The following is a 19473-nucleotide window of genomic DNA, read 5'->3' on the forward strand; positions in this document are numbered from 1 at the left end:
AATTGAGTCCTTATTTGTTTTAGAATTTCATGATAGCATCGAGTTCTTTCATATATTCATAATCGGTAAGATCAAATTTAACAGGGACAATAGAGATGTATCCGTCTGCTAGAGCCGTTTCGTCAGCATCTTCAGATTGGTCCATGTTGTTAAAATATCCCGACAACCAATAATATTTTTTACCATGCGGATTGATGCGTTCATCGAAACTTTCTTCCCACTTTGCATGGGCTTGTTTGCAAACTTTAACACCTTTTATCTCATCTTTCGAAAGTTTTGGAATATTGACATTCAGAACAACGCCTTTGGGCATTGGTTTTTCTAAAGTTTTCAAAACAATTTTTTGAATATATTCTTTGGCTTGTCCAAAATCGGCGTCCCACGAAAAGTCCAATAAGGAAAATCCAATAGCTTGAAGTCCTTCTACACCGGCTTCTACTGCGGCAGACATCGTCCCCGAATAGATGACATTTATGGAAGAATTAGCCCCATGATTAATACCCGAAACAACGATGTCGGGTTTTCTTGTTAAAACTTTGTCCAGTGCAAATTTGACACAGTCAACAGGTGTTCCGCTAAGTGAAAAATCTTTCTGTGGGCCTTCAAGATTAATTTCTTCGTATGTTAAAGTAGAATTAATAGTTATGGCGTGACCTTTTCCACTTTGTGGCGAGTTAGGTGCAACTACGACTACCTCGCCTATTTCGTTCATAAATTCCACCAAATTTCTAATGCCAGGCGCCGTAATGCCGTCGTCATTAGTTACCAAAATCAAAGGTTTTTTCATAATAATAGTCAAAAATGTTTAGCAAAGTACCTTTCAATTGAAAATTACTTTTAAGAATTACACAAAATTAGTTAAAATATAGTAGCAGAATAGAAATAAGGTATTAAATTTGATGTCAGTTTCGCTTAGAATTTTGAAATTATTTTCTTAGCATCTGTAACAAAACTTAAAAACTTTTTACCAATATTTATCATTTAAGTACTTTATATGTTTAAAAATTTTAAATGGAACAGAATATTAATGTTTGCGCCACTTATGACGCTGATGTTTTGTTTCAACGCACCACAGAATGATGATGAAAAGATGCAAACCATAATGGTAAGCGTCAAAAATACACTTTCATATTTACATTATTCACCAAAACCGATTAACGACGCTTATTCTGCGGAAGTTTATAACAAGTTTTTCGAGTCTGCTGATCCTGACAAAAGAATTTTTCTTCAGTCTGATATGGATGAGTTTGCAAAGCACAAAACAAAACTTGATGATTATCTTAACAATGGTGATCTTACGTTTTATAAAACCACAACGGATCGCCTTTATAAGAGATTAGATGATGTCGATAAAATGACACAAGAAATTTTGAGCAAGCCTATTGATCTTAACGAAGATGACAGCATGATTCTTGAACCAAAGTTGAAGAAAAATGCCATAAATAGTGCCGAGCAAAAAGCAGAATGGAAACGTTATGTAAAATACTATATCCTTCGCGAAATGGAGTCTCTTAACAATAAAGAAGAAACTCAAAAGAAAAAAAAGGATTCTGTTATCGCTAACAAATTGAAAGATACCATAAAACTTGACATTTTATCAAGCGAACAAAAACGTATCAAAGCACAAAGCGAGGTTAAAGATTTGATTACCGATATGTTCCGTCGTTACAAAAAGAGAAAACAAAACGACTGGTTCACAGTTTATATGAATGCTTATACGGAAGTTTTTGATCCGCATACGAACTATTTTTCACCAAAAGATAAAGAAGATTTTGACACCAATTTTACAGGTAAGATTATTGGTATCGGCGCTTTAATTCAAGAGAAAAAAGGTTATCTGTATTTAGGCGATTTAACGATTGGTGCGCCAGCGTGGAAATCTAAACAACTTACCAAAGGTGATAAAATACTAAAAGTTCGTTCAAAACCTAAAGAAGATCCTGTGAATGTTGTTGGAATGTTGACAGAAGAAGCCGTAAGACTTATTCGCGGTGAAAAAGGAACACCTGTTACACTTACTGTAGAAAAAACAGATGGAACGGTGAAAGATGTTACATTAATTCGTGAAGAAGTTGCGATAGAAGATACTTATGCCAGAAGCTCTATCATTAATTCTCCAAATGCTAAAAAATTAGGCTACGTTTATTTGCCTGGATTTTATGCAGATTTTGAAGATAGTAAAGGTAGAAATGCTTCCGATGATTTAAAAGCGGAATTGCTAAAATTAAAAGCACAAAAAGTTGAAGGTATCGTTCTTGATCTTAGGAATAATGGTGGCGGTTCGTTAACAGAAGTTGTGGATATTATGGGATTGTTTATTAACGCAGGTCCAGTTGTTCAGGTTAAAGATGGCAATGGAAAAATTAATGTTCTTAATAACAAAACCAGCGCACCAGTATGGACAGGACCGCTTGTGGTGATGCAAAACGAACTTTCTGCTTCGGCATCAGAGATTTTGACAGGCGCCATGCAAGATTATGGTAGAGCAGCGGTTATAGGTTCTCCACAATCTTTTGGTAAAGGAACTGTGCAAACTTTTGTGTCGCTCAATAGATTTTTAAATTCTAATGATGATTTTGGAGACCTTAAATTAACCATTCAAAAATATTATCGTGTAACGGGCGAGTCAACACAACGAAAAGGTGTAGAATCCGATGTTAAAATGCAAGATCTATTTACCTATGCAGAGATAGGGGAGCGATATGATCAATTTGCTTTGCCATGGGATAAAATAGCGCCCGCTAAGTTTAACAAAGTTAAAGACATCAATACCGCAGCACTTCAACAATCTATTGATTCTAAAATTAAAAATAATGCCAATTATCAGCTTTTGATAGAATCAGCAAAATGGAGAGAAAAATTATCTAAAGAAGAAAAAATAACGTTGAACGAAACAAAATACCTGGCTTTGATGAAAGAAAGAAAAGCCCAGATTGAAAAATTCAAAGCCTTAGATAAATACAATAATGGTCTCAAAATTTCCTTGCATGCTGACGAAGTAGCAAGAGAGAAAAAAGATGAAGCTTTTGCTAAAAAATCCGAAAACTGGATTAAAAACCTACAGAAAGACTTTTATCTCAAGGAAACGTTAGACGCATTAGAACAATCTACTAAATAAACAAAAGAGGCTGTCTCAAAAGTACCCCATCTCTCGGACTCCTGTCTGACAACTTTTGTCATTTAGAAGATTCTCAGAGTATTGGTTTACCTTTTGAGACAGCCTCGTTTTTGTTTCTATCATTTAAATTCTGTATCTGCTGAGGGACCATAGCTTTCAGGAAGCGGAATGTCATTTAAGCGATAATATACGCCAAGTTGCGCGCGATGGTGTGTAGCCTGATTAAGAGCATGTCGAATGGCGCCATACTTACTCCATTCCATCAGCGTTTTGCCATTCATTTTTATCGCCCAGTTGGGTTCTAGCTGCTCCTCTGTTGCTGCTTCTAGACTTTCTAAACCTGACTTGTAAGAATTGTCCAACATGTTAAGCAGGTCTTCTTTATTAGTTGCTTTGGGTGGATTATATTCATTTTTACCGAAATCAAGTTCGGATGTATCAAGAATATATTTTGGCCAACCGAAAACTTCTGAAATATGTGCCGCAAGAGGCATCATTTTCATGCTTTTGTCGTGAGGAGAATAATCGTTTTTGTTTTCTGGAAATCGCTCGAAGAAACGTCTGGTCGTTTCGTATTCGCTTTTAAGCTCTGATTTTAATTGTTTTAAAGTATCCATATCTTATGTTTTTAAAAAATAAAATTACAAAGAATAACATCAAAACTATATTAAAGAAGTGATAAAAAAAACACCTACATTTATCTGTAGGTGTTTTACTTTTGAAAGCTCCTCCTGCTGGGCTCGAACCAGCGACCCTCTGATTAACAGTCAGATGCTCTAACCAACTGAGCTAAGGAGGAATGTCCTTTGTTTAAAGTGGTGCAAATATAAAACGAATTTATATTTGCACCAAATTTTTCAAGAACTTTTTTCTGTTTTTTTTATCTAGAATCGTCCAGTAATCCATTTAACAATGTCATTTCCAAAGATTAAGACCATTAATCCTAGTAAGAAGATGACACCAATCATTTGGGCGTTTTCCAAAACTTTTTGTGGAACAGGTTTTCCTGTAATCATTTCCCAAAGCGTAAACATCACGTGACCACCGTCTAATCCAGGAATCGGGATTAGATTAAGGAATGCTAACCAAACAGAGAACATTGCTGTAAAACTCCAGAAAAATTCCCAATTGATCGTGGTTGGCATTTGTTTGATAATTCCGATTGGGCCAGATACTTTTTTGTAACCTTCGGTTTTGCTATTAAAGATAATTTTGAATTGCTTTACCTGCATTACCAAAACATCAATAGTACGTTCAAAACCTCTAGGGATGGCTTGTAAGAAGGTATAGCTTTTAACAACTTCAGTTTTATTTAATTCTTTTTGAGCAACTTCCAGACTAAAAGAAAAGCCTAATTTTCCATCTTTTCCAACATTAATTTGTAAATCTTGAATTTGGTTGTTTCTAAGAACTTTCATGCTAATTGGTTTGCCTGCATTTTGAGCTAAAGCTGAAGTTACCTGGTCGTAATATTCTGTTTTTTGGTTGTTAATATCTACAATTTTATCACCTTTTAGTAATCCCATCTTTGCTGCTGGCATATTAGGAACAATGCTATCAACAACAGCAGGAAAACGATTGCTGAAATATAATTTCGCTTCATTGGCTTTCAAAACTTCGGCAACGCCATCTTCGTTAACAGGGAAGGTAACTTCCTGACCATCGCGCAAAACTGTAACATCGTTCGCGAATAACATGTTCATAATTGACGTTTGCATACGCTCGGCAGGTTTTCCGTCTATTTTCAGAATTTTATCACCTGTTTTTAAGCCCATTTTTTCGCCTTCTGAAGTGACAGCTATTCCTGCTTCAAATTTGGAATTGTCGTAATATTTTTCACCTTTAAAATAAGATAAACAAGAATAGATTAACCATGCTAAAAAGAAGTTAACCGTAACACCACCTAGCATGATGATAAGACGTTGCCAAGCTGGTTTTGCTCGAAACTCCCAAGGTTCTGCAGGTTTTTTAAGTTGTTCGGTATCCATACTCTCATCAACCATTCCGGCAATTTTCACGTAACCTCCTAAAGGAAGCCAACCAATACCATATTCGGTATCACCGATTTTCTTTTTAACCACAGAAAACCAAGGGTCAAAGAATAGATAAAATTTTTCAACTTTAGTTTTAAAAAGTTTTGCTGGGATAAAATGTCCTAATTCGTGTAGAATAACAAGAATTGAAATACTCAGTATAAATTGAAATAACTGTTCTGGTGCCATTTATTTTGTTTAAAATTAAATTACGCAAAGGTAAGCAATTGGCTTAGATTCTTAACAAGAAAAAGGCCTTATCCACAAGATAAGACCTTTTTTAACTTATTTTTATAATAATTGCTTATTTTAAAACATATTTGAAACCTAAAGTAAAGCGACCAGCTTCGAAGTTAGAGTCATTAGAAAGGTTCCACCAAGGCTTCCAGTCAAAGCTCATTGCTAATGGAGCAGATGGGATTTTGTATTCTAAACCTAATTGTGGTCTAATGGCGAAAGATGTATCACTATGACCGCCAGCTTTCCAAAAAGTAAGTTGTGGACCTACACCAACATACCAACCAAGGCCACCAGCTCCGTTGAATTTTTCGTTATAAGTATAATCTGCACCCAAGACGGTGGTGTTGTCTCCGAATAATACTTGCAAATTACCAGCATTTCTTCCATCGAAAGAGTGTTTGTACTGAGGACCAAATAATGTTGGGCCATCTCCTAGATCTACAGCGATACCTAATGCATCTTTATACGATTGTGCTTGTGCGAACTGGCTTCCTAGTGCTACTGCACCTAATAAAGCGATTGATTTAACTAAGTTTTTCATTATTGTAAATTTTAATTGTTTGTGTCTATTTTGTATTTTATTCTTATAAATTAATAACGACTCCTAATCCGCCACGATTTCCAAGCTCCACAAATCCACCGATTTTATCCGTAAAGAAATAGCGTACACCAACATGCGCACCAAGATCAAAAGTGTCTCCTAACACACCTAGCGTTACACCAGGATAAATATCAAAATTATCATCAAGACTTAATAAATCTTGCAAATGGTAATTAAAACGGCCATGAATAGAAAAGTCCGATCCGTGATCGTCTTTTCCGAAGTAAAGTCCTAATCCTGCACCAGCAGAAATAGCATCTGTTACACCATAATCGTAACTGCCTTTAAGACCAAGGCCTTCGTTTCCGTAAAAATTAAAACCAGCCTGAACTTTTTGATCGCCTTTACCATTCCAAGCTTGTGCAGTGGCTGTTGTCATCATAAAGCAGCCCATAACTGCTATCATCAATTTCTTCATAAGTTTTCTTCTGTTAAAATGCTCATCAAAAATAAGACCAAGATTTTATGAATAGCATAGTTTTTTTAACAAAAAATAATATAATATTGTGTTAAAAGCTTCATAATTAATAGGTTTTGGTGAATGATGTTCTGTTGTTTTTTAGTATAAAATAATATTTTAAAACTAATATGATTTTGAAATTAAAAAGTAAATTCTTTTAAAAAAATCAAATAGTAATTACTCCAAAATCATCGTTTTAAAATGAGTTTTCGTTCCAGAAATGCCATGGATTTTGCTTAGTTTTGCACTTATAATTAAGTTACAAGTATGAAACAATATTCCTCAATACGAAGTGTACAGATTTTAGCGCATGTTTTACAACAATACGGAATCGATAAAGTTGTAGTCTCGCCAGGATCTCGTAATGCACCATTGGCAATTCATTTTTCGGAGATGGATGCTATGCATTGTTATAGTATTGTGGATGAGCGTTCTGCTGCATTTGTAGGAATGGGCATGGCAAAAGCTTTGAAAAAACCTGTAGCTATAACCTGTACAAGTGGTTCTGCAGCAACCAACTATTATCCAGCTATTGTTGAAGCTTTTTATCAAAATGTTCCGCTTTTAATTTTGACAGCAGATCGCCCAAGGGATTATGTTGATATTTTTGATGGACAAACCATTCGCCAAAATAATCTTTACCAGCAACATTCGTATGGTGACTTTCAATTGATGGATGATACAGAAGAAAACTCTTATGATTACAATTTAGATACTGTAAAAAAAGCGGTAGAACTGTGTATCGAACAAAATGGACCAGTTCATATTAACATTCCTTTGAGCGAGCCTCTTTATAATTTGGTGAACGAACTTCCTGTTTTGCCAAGTATAGAGTCAAGCATTCAGCCAAAGAATTTTGACTTTTCACCGAATTTGGCAGCCGAGTGGAATACTTCCAAAAGAATTTTGATTTTGGTAGGTATGCAAGATCCCAATCCAGAATTGCAAATGCAGTTGTCACAACTAGTGAAGAATCACAGCGCGGTAATTCTTACAGAAGTAACATCTAACTTGGAGAACGAAAAATTCTTTTCGCATATCGATCGTTATATTTTTAATTTTAAAGAAGAAGATTTCAAAACTTATGCGCCAGATCTGTTAATCACAGTTGGACAAAATGTGGTTTCCAAAAAAGTGAAAAATTTCTTGCGCGAGGCAAAACCAAAGCACCATTGGCATATTGACGAATATTGGCAACCAGACACTTATTTTGCTTTAGATAGAAAAATAGAAACTAAACCAGAAGTTTTTTTTGGTAAACTTTTGAATAATATTAGCCTAGAGCCTTCGTCTTATTTTAATCTATGGGATGTTTTGCGAGATAAAATAGATGTGCGCCATCAAGAAAGTTTGCCAAAAATAGGCTATTCGGATTTTTACCTGTTTAATATACTTTCTCAAACAATTCCCGCAGAATATAACATTCATATTTCTAATAGTTCGGCGATTCGTTATGCTCAACTTTTTGATTTTAATAAATACAAAACCTATTGTAATAGAGGAACCAGCGGTATCGATGGTTGTACATCTACAGCAATGGGATTTGCCATTATGAACGACGAACCAACACTTTTGATAACGGGCGATATCAGTTTTTTTTATGATATAAATGGACTTTGGAATCCCTACATCCCGCCATACACAAGAATTGTGATTTTCAATAATGGAGAAGGTAATATTTTCCGAATCATTCCTGGACCTAGTGATACCAATGCGGTTGATGAATTGATCGCTACACAACATCATCGCACGGCAGAGTTGTTGGCTAAGAATTTTGGTTTCGATTATATAAAAGCTGAAGATGAGATGAGTCTAGATCGTGTGATGGAGGCTTTCTTCAAATCTGGACCAAAACCAAAAATTTTGGAAGTTATGACTAAGGACGAACATAATGAAGACAAGCTAAAAGCCTATTTTGAAAATCTAAAAGCTTGATTATAAATCATCGATATCGGTAATTTTAGTCGGGAGGTTTTTAATTTTTGAAATGGGATAAATGAAACTTTCTTCAAAATTATTCATGGCGTTAATAATTTTAAAATGACTGAATTCCGAGATGTTGTCAAGTGTGATTAGCATTGTTTTAATTTGATTGGTTTGCAAAAGATGTTGACGTTGTACGCCTTGCAACAGACAAGTTTCTGGCGTATACCATATTTTATTTTTTAGGAAAATTATATTACTAAAACTCGTATCTGTAATGTTCCCATTTTGGATGATTATAATTTCGTCAGCGGTAGAATTTTGTTTGAGATTATTAAATTTATTTCTGTCTAAATATTTGAACTGATACTTTAATTGATTATTATTAACCAACTCAAAATCTTTAACTTCTGAAATCGCATAAGGAATCATTTGGGTTTCAAAATTGTGGTCCAAATCGTAAATAATTCTTAGTTTATAAAGACCATCTTCATCGTGTTCCAAAGTCTTAAAAATTTCTAAAAGATTAAGATGACATTCTCTTTCAAAATGCTTAAATGTTTCAAAAACACGTTGTTGATGAAGTTCTACCAAATGGATTTTTTGGTTTTCAATTTTAATACTTTCAATAAATTGGAGCATAAATTTTATTTTTCATTTCTTCGTATTCGTCGAGCAATTGGCTTTGATGTGTGATGCCGCCGCCACTTTTAAAAACATAATTTTCACCCGTCTTTTCAATAAAACGAATCATAACGCAAGAGTCCAAATTTTCACCATCAAAATATCCCGAAACGCCAGAATAATAGCCGCGGTCATATTGCTCTGCTTCCAAAATAATGTCTAAAGTTTTCTTTTTTGGTGCCCCCAAAATCGATCCTGCTGGCAACAAAAGATTAAGAATGCTTCCAATTTTATTATGAAATTCGGGTTTCAGCATCCCCGAAATTTCAGAACTCATCGCAAAAAGATTTTTTTGTTGCGTTTGGATATAATCAATGCGTTGAAATTTGTCCACTTTAACATCATTTGCAACCATGCTGAGGTCGTTTCTCAACAAATCGACAACAGTGTAATGTTCTGCTTTTTCTTTGATGTTTTGCTTGAGAAGCTTTTTTGCGTTGGCTATGTTAGCATCGATTGTGCCTTTCATCGGATGTGTCGAGATTTTGTTGTTTTTAATCTCAATAAAGGTTTCTGGCGAGAAAAATACAAAACGATTGGGAAGACAAGCCTTGTATTTTGCTTTAGAATATGCAAAAATTTCTTCTAAAGAAAAATTAATTTCAATGGGTGTTTTTCGGGTATAATTCACCAAATAAGAATTGCCTTTCCGAAGATTATGTTGTACAATATCAAATCCAATTTTGTAGGATTCTAAAGATTCAGAATTAAAGTTTAACTTAAATTGATTATCGTTAAATGAAATGTTTTCAGAAGATTGAAAGTTTGGGAAATCAATTAGAATATTAGATTTTTTTAATTCATTATTTTGCAATAGAATCATTTTCTGTTTCAAAAAATCGATGAAGAAAGCGAAAGGCTTTTTCGCAAGAGAAAGCGCATCAATCATCTCGGAATCAAAATCAATTTCTTGTAACATTCTTTTATTAGGCTTTGAAGCTTTATTTTTGCAGTTCAAATATAAATCAATATGGAGAAAACTCCCAATACTTCTGATATTAATCTTGTACTTTCGCGCGCTTTTAACTTGTGGAGTAGTACGCTGAAATTTCAGATCTCGTTCAGTCTTTTTTATTTTGCAATTCTTTTTGCATTGGCGTCATTTGCCTTTAATTATTTTGGAATTAACGAAAAAGTAGAAGCTTTCGCGCCTTTGTTACAAAGCAATCCTGATGTTTTTATGACGAAGATGAAAGAGTTGGCGGTTACGGAAGAATATTCCAATTTCATGTTTGCTCTTATTGTTATCAAAGCTATTGTTTTTCCTCTTAATATTGGAATGCTGAATATTTTCTCGGTGAAGGAAAGCGGCAAAGACCCTTTATTAAGCGATCTTTTGGTGGGATATCAAGGCATTAATTTTTTTAAATATTTTACTTACGGTATTTTCTGGGGCTCTGTTTATTATTTGAGTTCGATTTTCGCGCCATTACTTTTAGTTTGGGTTTTGGTGAGTTTCTTTGTTAGTCCGATTATGTTTTTTCTTAACCAAAGTAGTTTCAAAGCGATTAGCCTTGGTTTTGCAGCTTTGAAGAGTAATTTTATTTTGATATTTGTTTGCACATTGGTGGCAATTGCATTTTCTTATTCTGGGTTACTAATGTTTGGATTTGGCTTTTTGTTGACTTTTCCTTTTTGGAATGCGATCATTTATGCTTGTTTTCGACATGTTTTTGTAGCAAAAGCTTAAAGTTTTTAATTAATTAACATTTTGAAGCTAAAAAAATTGTAATTTGGAATCAACAAAAAAATAAATTATGGAGACATTCAACGATTTTGATTCACAAGGAAAAGTTCCTGCTAGGAATACAGGTGATATTATTTCCCACGCTTTTGAAACCTATAAAGGTGTGGTTTTGTACGCGATTGTAGCGATGATATTGTATATGATTGCATCATTTTTGGTACAAGGGCTTTCTGGTTTTAACTCTCAATCGATGTATGAGGAGATTATGGCTAATCCTGGCGGAAATATTAATTATTTTGCAATTCCAGGGCTTACAACTTATTATGCGTTTTCGTCTTTGTTTGGACTTTTAATTTCCCCATTATTTTTAAGTCTTATCTATATTTCTCACAAAGTGAATGTGAAGGAGGCTGTTTCTTTTGGAGATTTGTTTTATGGCTACAAAAACAATTTGGTAAATATCCTACTTTATAGTGTAATTACAGGAATTATAACAACTATAGGTTTTGCTTTATGCATTCTTCCGGGATTGTTAATATTGCCATTGTTTTTCATTGGTTATCCGATTTTAATTTTTGAAAATGCCTCAGCTACAGAAGCTTTGAGCAAATCTTTTAATATTGCTAAAGAAAATTACGGCACATTTTTAGGCGTTGCATTTTTGTCTGCAATTATCAGTATTGCAGGAATAATCCTTTGTGGTATTGGTATTATTGCAACTGCGCCATTTTATTTAACTGCTGCTTATTCGATGTATATAGCATTTACTGATCTTCCAAAAAAGATTGTTTATAATTCTTAAAATATATTAAAGTGCCTAATCCCGAAAAACAAATCAACGATAACATTATCAAACAAATTGCTCTTATACTTCTGATAGTAATTCTTACAGGGCTCATTTGTTATAATCTTGCGATGTTTATCCCATCGTTGTTAGGCGCTTTAACATTATACATTATTTCCAGAAGATACCTTCTTTATCTTTTAGAAGATAGAGGCTGGAAACCAGCTTTAGCCGCAAGCGTTATTATTGTGGCAACTTTAGTCATTCTTATTTTACCAGTCTATTGGATTGTGGATTTGCTCATCGAAAAGTTGGGAAATGCACAAGCTTATATGGTAAAATTCAATGCTTTTATTGATAAAGTTCACGATTATATCTTTTCTCAACTCCAAGTTGATATTCTTAGCAAAGAGAATCTTGATAAGCTAAAATCCGCAGCTGGACGATTTTCTACTTCAGCGCTAAGTACAACCTTCAATACGTTTACGGTGATTTTTTCAATGTATTTTATTTTGTATTTTATGTTGATTGCACCGCGGAAGTTTGAAAAATTGCTAACCAATGCAGCACCTTTTAAAAAATCCAATATTAATCTGCTTGGTGAAAAAATCCGAAAAATGGTCATTGCTAATGCCGTCGGAATTCCTGTAGTAGCATTGGGACAGGCTGTGGTTGCTATTATTGGTTATTTTATTTTTGGTGCGCCAAGTCCAATTCTTTTGTTTGCTTTAACCTTTGTGACAAGTATGATTCCAATAGTTGGAGCGGCAATCATCTATGTACCGGTAAGTATTTTTATGATTGCAGAAGGACAAACTGGAGCCGGATTAGGACTTGCAGTATATTGTTTGGTAATTGTTGGACTTACAGACAACTTGTTGCGTTTTACATTATTAAAAAAATTAGAAAACATCCATCCTTTGAATACCGTTTTTGGGATTATTGCGGGGATGAATATCTTTGGGTTCCTTGGTCTTATTTTTGGACCAATTCTTGTGTCCGTTACCGCTTTGCTAATTCAGGTTTATCGCGACGAATTCTCAGGTGATGATGATACTCCAAAAGATATTTTGATGCCCGATAAAGACGAACTTGACGATAAAATAGATTTGATTATATAATGACGCCAGAAATTCTTCAAGAACTTTGCAATACCAAAATGCCTTATGGAAAGCATAAGGATCAATGGATAATTGATCTTCCTATTTCGTATTTGGAATGGTTTAACCGCAAAGGTTTTCCCAAAAACAAATTAGGCTCGCAGCTTGCTACAGTTTATGAAATTAAACTAAATGGCCTCGATCATATTTTCTCTGTTATTCGAGAGAATAAAAAGCCAGAAGCACCAACGAAACCCAAAATATATAGGCTATGATTTCAACGCGGCAATTTCGTCACGAAGTCTTGCTGCAGCTATAAAGTCTAATTTTTTCGCAGCATCTTCCATTTCTTTTTGTTTTTGGTCAATCAATTTCTGGATATCTCCAGAAGCGTAATGGGCTTTAACTTCAGCAACTTCTTGGAGAATAGATTTCTGAGTGTATTTTTCATCAGGGAAATCCTTGCTTCTACCCACAAGATTCTCACTTATTTTTTTGTTAAGAGCAGTTGGTACGATACCATTTATTTCATTGTATTGCATTTGCTTTTCACGACGATAATAGGTTTCATCAATCGTTGCCTGCATGGATTTGGTCATTTTATCAGCATACATAATCGCTTTACCATTCACATTTCTTGCAGCACGGCCAACAGTTTGTATCATCGATCGGCGACTTCTCAACATACCTTCTTTATCGGCATCCAAAATCGCAACCAACGACACTTCTGGTAAATCCAAACCTTCTCTCAAAAGGTTAACACCGATTAATACATCAAATAAACCAAGACGAAGATCCTGCATAATTTGGATACGTTCAAGTGTTTCTACATCAGAGTGGATGTAACGTGTTCTAATTCCGAATTTTATGAAATATTTGGTGAGCTCTTCCGCCATTTTTTTGGTTAGAGTTGTTACCAAAGTTCGTTCATCTATTTCAGCACGTTTTTGAATTTCTTCGATTAAATCATCAATTTGGTTCAAGCTTGGTCGCACTTCAATAATCGGATCCAAAAGTCCTGTAGGACGAATAATTTGCTCGATATATTCGCCACCAGTTTTTTCTAATTCATAATCTGCCGGTGTTGCCGAAACATAGATAACCTGATTTTGCATTTGTTCAAACTCTGGAAATTTTAATGGACGATTGTCCATTGCAGCGGGAAGTCGGAAGCCGTATTCTACCAAAGACTCTTTACGACTTCTATCGCCGCCATACATCGCATGGACTTGCGGAATAGTAACGTGGCTTTCGTCAATGACCATCAAATAATCTTTAGGGAAATAATCCAAAAGGCAGAAAGGTCGAGATCCTGGCAAACGGCCATCCATATAACGCGAATAATTTTCGATGCCCGAACAATAGCCGAGTTCTTTTATCATTTCTAAATCCAGTTCTGTCCGTTCTTGAATTCTTTTGGCTTCAAGTGGTTTTTCTATCCGATTAAAAAAATCAACTTGCTTAACCATATCATCCTGAATCTCGCGAATTGCGCCTTGCATAGTTTCTGGAGAGGTTACAAAAAGATTGGCAGGATAAATATTAATTTGGTCAAAATTAGAAAGTACATTTCCGCTAACAGGGTCAAAACTCTGTATTTTCTCGATTTCATCTCCAAAAAATTGAATTCGGACGGCATTATCGGCATAAGCGGGGAAAATATCAACCACATCACCCTTAACACGGAAAGTTCCGCGTTGGAAATCATTCAATGCTCTGGAATATAATGCGCTAACTAACGAGTGGAGCAATTTTGTTCTTGATAATTTTTCATGTTTTTCAATGGTTATCAAAGATTTATGAAATTCTGATGGATTTCCAATACCATAAATACACGATACAGAAGCCACAATCAAGACGTCGCGACGTCCAGAAAGTAAGGATGCTGTTGCCGAAAGTCGCAATTTCTCAACCTCTTCGTTGATGCTGAGGTCTTTTTCAATGTAAGTTCCTGTTGTAGCGATGTATGCTTCGGGTTGATAGTAGTCGTAATAACTCACAAAATATTCTACAGCATTATCAGGAAAAAATTCTTTAAACTCCATAAAAAGTTGTGCTGCCAATGTTTTGTTATGTGCCAAGACAATGGTAGGTCTTTGGATTTGGTTAACCACATTAGCAATTGTAAAAGTCTTTCCAGAACCTGTAACGCCCAAAAGTGTTTGGTACTTCTCGTCTTGCTCTATGCCTTTTACAAGTTTTTCGATAGCTTTTGGTTGATCGCCGGTTGGCTGATAATCTGATTGAAGTTTAAAATTCATACCTCAAAATTACGAAAGATTTTATATTTTTTATCGATGCTTTTTAATTGTGTGTTTTAATAAATTCATTGATTATCAAATGTTTATTTATTTGGTTTAAAAACATTAATTTTAAACTTAATAAAAAGTGTAAAAGATGAAAACCAATATTAAAATTTCAATCTTTAGTATTTTGGCAATATTATTCTCGTGCGAGTCAAAATCTCAGAATAAAAATACCTACCAAAATAATTCTGTAGAAACTGAAAAACCCAATTCTACAGATCTTAAACCTGCATTTTCTGGACAAACAAGAATTGCTGCTGTTAAGACGAATACCGCTTACAAAGTAGAAACGCTTAATGAAAAACTTGGTCGTCCTTGGGGAATTACGCAGTTGGATGATGGTCGATTTTTAATCACAGAAAAAAGTGGTTTTCTACATTTGGTTTCAGCAGATGGACAATATGTTAAAAAAATAATGGGACTTCCAAAAGTCGATGCTTCTGGACAAGGCGGTTTGCTAGATGTTGCAGTTGATCCAGATTTTGCAAATAATAGAATGTTATTTTGGACATTTTCAGAACCTTTTGAAAATGGAAATCTAACATCCGTTGCGAAAGGAAGGCTGTCTTTGGACGAAACCCAAATAGAAAACCCACAAGTGATATTCCGTGCAACACCATCTTATAATGGTAAATTGCATTACGGAAGTAGAATCGTGTTTGATACTTCGGGACATCTTTTTGTCAGCACTGGCGAACGGTCTGATAAAGTGACGCGACCTTTGGCGCAAGATCTTACAACCTATCTTGGGAAAATTGTCCGAATTACAAAAGAAGGAAAAGCTGTTGTCGATAATCCTTTTATTGGAAAAACCGATGTAAAGCCCGAAATATATTCCTACGGACATCGCAACGTACAAGGTTTGGCGATAGATTCTTCGACTGGAGAACTCTGGAACTCGGAGTTCGGACCTCGCGGTGGAGACGAAATTAATTTAATAAAACCAGGGAAAAACTACGGCTGGCCTGACATCACTTATGGTATTGAATATAGCGGCAACAACATCGGAAAACACATCACCCAGAAAGAAGGTATGGAGCAGCCCGTTTATTATTGGGATCCCGTGATTTCTCCAAGTGGCATAACCTTTTATACAGGTACAATTGATGAATGGAAAAATAACTTGTTTTTAGCTTGCCTTAGTGGCGAACATATTGACAGAATCGTCATCAAAGACAATAAAGTTGTTGGTGAAGAACGGCTTTTGGATGACAAAGGCGAACGCTTTCGAGATATTTTGGATGGAAAAGATGGCAATCTTTATACAATAACCGATAGCGGAAAATTGATGAAAATTTCTAAAAAATAAAATAAAATCCTAAGTGGAAACTTAGGATTTTTTTATGCGATCAGCTCTCTTGACACCATGAAAATCTTTAAGATAAAATGGTTCAAAATAGGCAACATCTTCAAAATCTTTTGCCTCGTATTTTGCTTTTGCTTTGTTAATTAAATATTGAGCAGAAGGAAAAATATCCGCCTTGTATTCTGCATTAGGAAGTTGTAGAACTTCTTGTGCTTTCGTTGCGCCATCGCCAACAAACAAAACTTTTTCTGATTTTAAATCTTGGAAAGAATGTTCGTCAAGAATTTTAGCTTCAGTTTCAGAAATGATGTTTCCTGTTGTACCATCATAGGTTGCGGTATATACTTCCATTCTTCTGGCGTCAATTAATGGAATAATTTTGTCAAATCCTTGATTCACAAATTTTTCAATCATACTATCTAAAGAATTAATTGAAATAAGTGGCAGCTTTAATCCAAAACAAAAACCTTTGGCAGAAGCCGAGCCAATTCTTAGTCCTGTGTAAGATCCGGGACCTTTTCCAAGAGAAATCGCGTCAAGATCTTTTAGTTCTATTTCTGCTCCTTCCAATGCCCATTCTACAAATGTATGCAGGCTTTCAGATTGTTTATAATTTTCTGAAACTTCTTCGCAAAGACATAGCAATTCGGCATTGTCGGAGATGGCAACCGAGCAGTTTTTTGATGAGGTTTCGATGTGTAAGATTTTCATGTTACAAATTTACGATTTCAAACCAACACTTTGTCTGGTCCACAATTTCCAAACGCCTTTTTTATGAATCCAAATTTCTAAGACAGAAAGTTGCATGCTAAAAAGCTGATTGTTGTAAAGACCTTTTACAGAAATAATTCTTCTGATGTTGGCTAATTTTTTTCTGAATTTTAATTCTTTCAGTTCGGTTTGTTTGACAGATTGATATTTTACTTTTCCCGACTCAAAATCCTTGCGAAAATCCTCATAATTCTGAATCCAAGCATTGGAATGTCCGAATGAAACATCATCAGCCAACAAGTTTAAAATCTTATTGTCATTATGTTCCATTAAAGAATCCAGTTTTGAAACTTGCATCAAAATTTCTGTTTCTTTTCTGGAATAGTCTTGCGAAAAACCAATGGTAAAGTATAATAGAAATAAAAGCTTTAAAAACGACTTCATTATTTTTTATAGATGGTTCTTGGCTCTGCTTGGGCTTTTGGATAAATGGTCATCTCTGCGATAGAAACTCTTTCGGGCACATTAATGCAATAGGCAATGGCATCTGCAATATCTTCTGCTGTAAGTGGCTCGTAACCAGTATAGACTGTTGCGGCACGTTTTTCATCACCTTTAAATCTCACTTTGGAAAAGTCCGTTTCTACAGCGCCAGGCTGAATGTTGGTAACGCGAATTCCGAATTCTGTTAACTCAATTCTCATACCTTCAGAGATGACATCCACCGCTTTTTTGGAAGCGCAATAGACAACACCATTGGCGTAAGTTTGTCTAGCAGCAACAGAACTTATATTGATGATTTGTCCATTTTGTTTTTCTTTCATCAACTTAATAATCGGTTGCGAAACATAGAGTAGGCCTTTAACATTGCCATCCATCATAGCGTCCCAATCCTCGATGTTTCCATTAGAAATAGAATCCAAACCATGAGCATTTCCTGCATTGTTGATAAGGACGTCAATGTTTTTCCAAGATTCTGGTAAAGAGTCAATTGCTTTAAAAACCGCCTCCGAGTTTCTTACATCAAAGTTCAATGTAATAATTTCGGTTTCTTCGGATAATTTATTTTTTAAATCTTCAAGAATTGTGACGTTTCTTCCACAAAGAATTAATCTTTGTTTTTGTTTTGCTAGCACAATAGCTGTTGCTTTTCCGATTCCAGAAGTTGCTCCGGTGATGAATATTGTTTTCATAAGAATGTAATTGCGACACAAATTTATTTCATTTCTAAATTTTAAATAGACTTTTAGAATTATATTTTGGACTTAATGATTAATTTTACGCTTCAATTCAAAATAATGACAGATTTACCAGGTTTAGCAATTAAAGAATTTTATGAAGGACGAACAAAGTCTAAGCTTTTTGTACATGATGAATTTGGACCGAAAGTGGAAATGCCGATTTCTGCTTATTTCCGTAACGAAATAGAAATGCCCGAATTGGAAGTTTTGGCGCTTGACCAATGTCAAGGAAAGGTTTTGGATATTGGCGCCGGCGCCGGTGCCCATGCTTTGGCTTTGCAAGTGCGTGGCCATGAGGTTTCTGCTTTGGAAATTTCTCCAGCGGCTTGTGATGTTATGAAACATCGTGGAGTAAATAATGTTATTTGTGAGGATTTTTTTGAGTTTGAAACTGTTGAAAAATTTGATACAATTCTATTATTAATGAACGGAATTGGACTTTGTGGAACACTAGATCAGTTGGAAATTTTTCTTAAAAAAGCAGAAAATTTGTTGGCTGATAATGGAAAATTGATTTTTGATTCTTCCGATGTTATTTATATGTACGAAGACGATCTGCTGCCAGAGCGCTATTACGGAGAAATAAAATGTTCTTATTCTTATAAAGACATTAAAACGGAAACCTTCCAATGGCTATACATCGATGAAGAAAAACTACAAGATATTTGTGAAAAACTGGGTTGGAAAATGACACATCTTTTTGAAGACAATCATTACCATTATCTAGTAGAACTAAAAAAATAAACCTCGGATTATCCGAGGTTTTTCTTTATTGTGAATTGTCAATAACTAAAGAATCAAAAAGAAGTTTAACTCTAACAGTTGAAGGAATTGCTTGCCCATCGCAATTTGCGGGCGTCCAATTGGTTTTCACTTTTTTAGCAGCGGACTTTAGATCATCATAAAAATACTTTGAATTTTCAATAGCTGGCCCAACTTTTATGTCAGTCGTTTTACCATCTTTATCAATCAAAAAATCGATGTAAAAAGGTCCATTCGCGGCGTAAGCATCATTATTAAGATATTGGTTAATTCGTTTTTTTAAGTCTTGCTTGAAATTTTCTTCTCCCAAATTAATCTTAGCGCTGTTGAACTGATGTCCTTCTGTGTTGCTACATTTTTTCTCTGCCAATTGATAGATCCCGCGAAGGTCGTACGTCATCAAATTTTTTGAAGAATCTATCGACACAAAACTCTCTTGTCCTTGTTCTTCAACATCGGTTTGTGCAAAAGAAAAGGCAGAAATAAAACTAAAAATTAAAGCTAATCGTTTCATCAT

General features: G+C 34.9%; 20 protein-coding genes and 1 tRNA gene. 8 read left to right on the forward strand and 13 right to left on the reverse strand.

The genetic code is table 11. The features are described from left to right. Nucleotides 1-19 precede the first annotated feature (19 nt). Nucleotides 20-787 carry a 5'/3'-nucleotidase SurE gene (surE, locus tag ACVFVN_RS09575; protein WP_165134969.1) on the reverse strand — a complete coding sequence of 256 codons (768 nt, stop codon included), beginning with the start codon at nt 785-787 and terminating at the stop codon, nt 20-22. 207 nt (nt 788-994) lie between these two features. Here surE and ACVFVN_RS09580 point away from each other — a divergent pair, with 207 nt between their 5' ends. Then, nucleotides 995-3118 carry a carboxy terminal-processing peptidase gene (locus ACVFVN_RS09580; protein ID WP_456235073.1) on the forward strand — a complete coding sequence of 708 codons (2124 nt, stop codon included), beginning with the start codon at nt 995-997 and terminating at the stop codon, nt 3116-3118. Nucleotides 3119-3237: 119 nt separating this feature from the next. Here the strand turns inward: ACVFVN_RS09580 and ACVFVN_RS09585 are convergent, their stop codons facing one another. From ACVFVN_RS09585 to ACVFVN_RS09605, 5 genes are all read right to left on the reverse strand, one after another. Continuing rightward, a complete protein-coding gene (locus ACVFVN_RS09585) occupies nt 3238-3735 on the reverse strand; it encodes a DinB family protein (protein ID WP_456235074.1) in 498 nt (165 codons plus the stop codon). A 108-nt stretch (nt 3736-3843) separates the two neighbouring features. Beyond that, nucleotides 3844-3917 (reverse strand) — tRNA-Asn (locus ACVFVN_RS09590). A gap of 85 nt (nt 3918-4002) precedes the next feature. Continuing rightward, on the reverse strand, nt 4003-5340 hold the full coding sequence (gene rseP, locus ACVFVN_RS09595; RefSeq protein WP_456235075.1) for an RIP metalloprotease RseP: 1338 nt from the start codon (nt 5338-5340) through the stop codon (nt 4003-4005). A 115-nt stretch (nt 5341-5455) separates the two neighbouring features. After that, a complete protein-coding gene (locus ACVFVN_RS09600) occupies nt 5456-5932 on the reverse strand; it encodes a hypothetical protein (protein WP_456235076.1) in 477 nt (158 codons plus the stop codon). A 43-nt stretch (nt 5933-5975) separates the two neighbouring features. Next, a complete protein-coding gene (locus ACVFVN_RS09605; protein WP_456235077.1) occupies nt 5976-6410 on the reverse strand; it encodes a DUF6646 family protein in 435 nt (144 codons plus the stop codon). A gap of 309 nt (nt 6411-6719) precedes the next feature. Here ACVFVN_RS09605 and menD point away from each other — a divergent pair, with 309 nt between their 5' ends. Further along, nucleotides 6720-8387 carry a 2-succinyl-5-enolpyruvyl-6-hydroxy-3-cyclohexene-1-carboxylic-acid synthase gene (gene menD, locus ACVFVN_RS09610; RefSeq protein WP_456235078.1) on the forward strand — a complete coding sequence of 556 codons (1668 nt, stop codon included), beginning with the start codon at nt 6720-6722 and terminating at the stop codon, nt 8385-8387. On the opposite strand, the gene ACVFVN_RS09615 is transcribed toward menD, so the two are convergent. Next, entirely contained in the window at nt 8388-9017 is a 630-nt protein-coding gene (locus ACVFVN_RS09615) for an aminotransferase class IV (RefSeq protein ID WP_456235079.1), read from the reverse strand. Beyond that, nucleotides 9001-9978 (reverse strand): aminodeoxychorismate synthase component I, encoded by a 978-nt coding sequence (locus ACVFVN_RS09620; RefSeq protein WP_456235080.1) that lies wholly within the window; start codon nt 9976-9978, stop codon nt 9001-9003. Before ACVFVN_RS09620 ends, ACVFVN_RS09615 begins: the two co-directional genes overlap by 17 nt. 51 nt (nt 9979-10029) lie before the next feature. Between ACVFVN_RS09620 and ACVFVN_RS09625 the strand changes: the two genes are divergently transcribed. The 4 genes from ACVFVN_RS09625 (at nt 10030) to ACVFVN_RS09640 (ending at nt 12905) form a co-directional block, all read left to right on the forward strand. Next, nucleotides 10030-10749, forward strand: a complete 720-nt coding sequence (locus ACVFVN_RS09625) for a hypothetical protein (protein WP_456235081.1) — start codon at nt 10030-10032, stop codon at nt 10747-10749. Nucleotides 10750-10816: 67 nt separating this feature from the next. Then, nucleotides 10817-11548: a beta-carotene 15,15'-monooxygenase gene (locus ACVFVN_RS09630; RefSeq protein WP_165134999.1), complete on the forward strand. Its 732-nt coding sequence runs from the start codon at nt 10817-10819 to the stop codon at nt 11546-11548. An 11-nt stretch (nt 11549-11559) separates the two neighbouring features. Next, entirely contained in the window at nt 11560-12651 is a 1092-nt protein-coding gene (locus ACVFVN_RS09635; protein ID WP_165135002.1) for an AI-2E family transporter, read from the forward strand. After that, nucleotides 12651-12905 carry a DUF3820 family protein gene (locus tag ACVFVN_RS09640; RefSeq protein WP_456235082.1) on the forward strand — a complete coding sequence of 85 codons (255 nt, stop codon included), beginning with the start codon at nt 12651-12653 and terminating at the stop codon, nt 12903-12905. The genes ACVFVN_RS09635 and ACVFVN_RS09640 overlap by 1 nt, the downstream gene beginning before the upstream one ends. Here the strand turns inward: ACVFVN_RS09640 and uvrB are convergent. After that, a complete protein-coding gene (uvrB, locus tag ACVFVN_RS09645; protein ID WP_456235083.1) occupies nt 12900-14891 on the reverse strand; it encodes an excinuclease ABC subunit UvrB in 1992 nt (663 codons plus the stop codon). The genes ACVFVN_RS09640 and uvrB overlap by 6 nt on opposite strands. Before the next feature lie 136 nt (nt 14892-15027). Between uvrB and ACVFVN_RS09650 the strand changes: the two genes are divergently transcribed. Then, a complete protein-coding gene (locus ACVFVN_RS09650) occupies nt 15028-16245 on the forward strand; it encodes a PQQ-dependent sugar dehydrogenase (RefSeq protein WP_456235084.1) in 1218 nt (405 codons plus the stop codon). A 21-nt stretch (nt 16246-16266) separates the two neighbouring features. On the opposite strand, the gene tsaB is transcribed toward ACVFVN_RS09650, so the two are convergent. The 3 genes from tsaB to ACVFVN_RS09665 are packed head-to-tail and all read right to left on the reverse strand — an operon-like array spanning nt 16267 to nt 18146. After that, nucleotides 16267-16953, reverse strand: coding sequence for a tRNA (adenosine(37)-N6)-threonylcarbamoyltransferase complex dimerization subunit type 1 TsaB (gene tsaB / locus ACVFVN_RS09655; RefSeq protein ID WP_165135014.1), 687 nt, complete (start codon nt 16951-16953; stop codon nt 16267-16269). Nucleotides 16954-16962: 9 nt separating this feature from the next. After that, nucleotides 16963-17397, reverse strand: a complete 435-nt coding sequence (locus ACVFVN_RS09660; RefSeq protein ID WP_456235085.1) for a nuclear transport factor 2 family protein — start codon at nt 17395-17397, stop codon at nt 16963-16965. After that, nucleotides 17397-18146: an SDR family NAD(P)-dependent oxidoreductase gene (locus ACVFVN_RS09665; protein WP_456235086.1), complete on the reverse strand. Its 750-nt coding sequence runs from the start codon at nt 18144-18146 to the stop codon at nt 17397-17399. Before ACVFVN_RS09665 ends, ACVFVN_RS09660 begins: the two co-directional genes overlap by 1 nt. Before the next feature lie 105 nt (nt 18147-18251). Between ACVFVN_RS09665 and ACVFVN_RS09670 the strand changes: the two genes are divergently transcribed. Beyond that, nucleotides 18252-18938 (forward strand): methyltransferase domain-containing protein, encoded by a 687-nt coding sequence (locus ACVFVN_RS09670; RefSeq protein WP_456235087.1) that lies wholly within the window; start codon nt 18252-18254, stop codon nt 18936-18938. A gap of 25 nt (nt 18939-18963) precedes the next feature. Here ACVFVN_RS09670 and ACVFVN_RS09675 read toward each other — a convergent pair whose 3' ends face one another. Beyond that, complete coding sequence (locus tag ACVFVN_RS09675) at nt 18964-19473, reverse strand: hypothetical protein (RefSeq protein WP_165135026.1); 510 nt, start codon at nt 19471-19473, stop codon at nt 18964-18966.

It is taken from the genome of Soonwooa purpurea (genome assembly GCF_053891095.1).

Coding starts and splice junctions, on each gene's coding strand:
- surE (WP_165134969.1), bottom strand. CDS start 787: ATGAAAAAACCTTTGATTTTGGTAACTAATGACGACGGCATTACGGCG.
- ACVFVN_RS09665 (WP_456235086.1), bottom strand. CDS start 18,146: ATGAAAACAATATTCATCACCGGAGCAACTTCTGGAATCGGAAAAGCA.
- ACVFVN_RS09585 (WP_456235074.1), bottom strand. CDS start 3,735: ATGGATACTTTAAAACAATTAAAATCAGAGCTTAAAAGCGAATACGAA.
- ACVFVN_RS09625 (WP_456235081.1), top strand. CDS start 10,030: ATGGAGAAAACTCCCAATACTTCTGATATTAATCTTGTACTTTCGCGC.
- ACVFVN_RS09615 (WP_456235079.1), bottom strand. CDS start 9,017: ATGCTCCAATTTATTGAAAGTATTAAAATTGAAAACCAAAAAATCCAT.
- ACVFVN_RS09630 (WP_165134999.1), top strand. CDS start 10,817: ATGGAGACATTCAACGATTTTGATTCACAAGGAAAAGTTCCTGCTAGG.
- ACVFVN_RS09620 (WP_456235080.1), bottom strand. CDS start 9,978: ATGTTACAAGAAATTGATTTTGATTCCGAGATGATTGATGCGCTTTCT.
- ACVFVN_RS09605 (WP_456235077.1), bottom strand. CDS start 6,410: ATGAAGAAATTGATGATAGCAGTTATGGGCTGCTTTATGATGACAACA.
- ACVFVN_RS09640 (WP_456235082.1), top strand. CDS start 12,651: ATGACGCCAGAAATTCTTCAAGAACTTTGCAATACCAAAATGCCTTAT.
- ACVFVN_RS09670 (WP_456235087.1), top strand. CDS start 18,252: ATGACAGATTTACCAGGTTTAGCAATTAAAGAATTTTATGAAGGACGA.
- rseP (WP_456235075.1), bottom strand. CDS start 5,340: ATGGCACCAGAACAGTTATTTCAATTTATACTGAGTATTTCAATTCTT.
- uvrB (WP_456235083.1), bottom strand. CDS start 14,891: ATGAATTTTAAACTTCAATCAGATTATCAGCCAACCGGCGATCAACCA.
- ACVFVN_RS09650 (WP_456235084.1), top strand. CDS start 15,028: ATGAAAACCAATATTAAAATTTCAATCTTTAGTATTTTGGCAATATTA.
- ACVFVN_RS09600 (WP_456235076.1), bottom strand. CDS start 5,932: ATGAAAAACTTAGTTAAATCAATCGCTTTATTAGGTGCAGTAGCACTA.
- menD (WP_456235078.1), top strand. CDS start 6,720: ATGAAACAATATTCCTCAATACGAAGTGTACAGATTTTAGCGCATGTT.
- ACVFVN_RS09580 (WP_456235073.1), top strand. CDS start 995: ATGTTTAAAAATTTTAAATGGAACAGAATATTAATGTTTGCGCCACTT.
- ACVFVN_RS09660 (WP_456235085.1), bottom strand. CDS start 17,397: ATGAAGTCGTTTTTAAAGCTTTTATTTCTATTATACTTTACCATTGGT.
- tsaB (WP_165135014.1), bottom strand. CDS start 16,953: ATGAAAATCTTACACATCGAAACCTCATCAAAAAACTGCTCGGTTGCC.
- ACVFVN_RS09675 (WP_165135026.1), bottom strand. CDS start 19,473: ATGATGAAACGATTAGCTTTAATTTTTAGTTTTATTTCTGCCTTTTCT.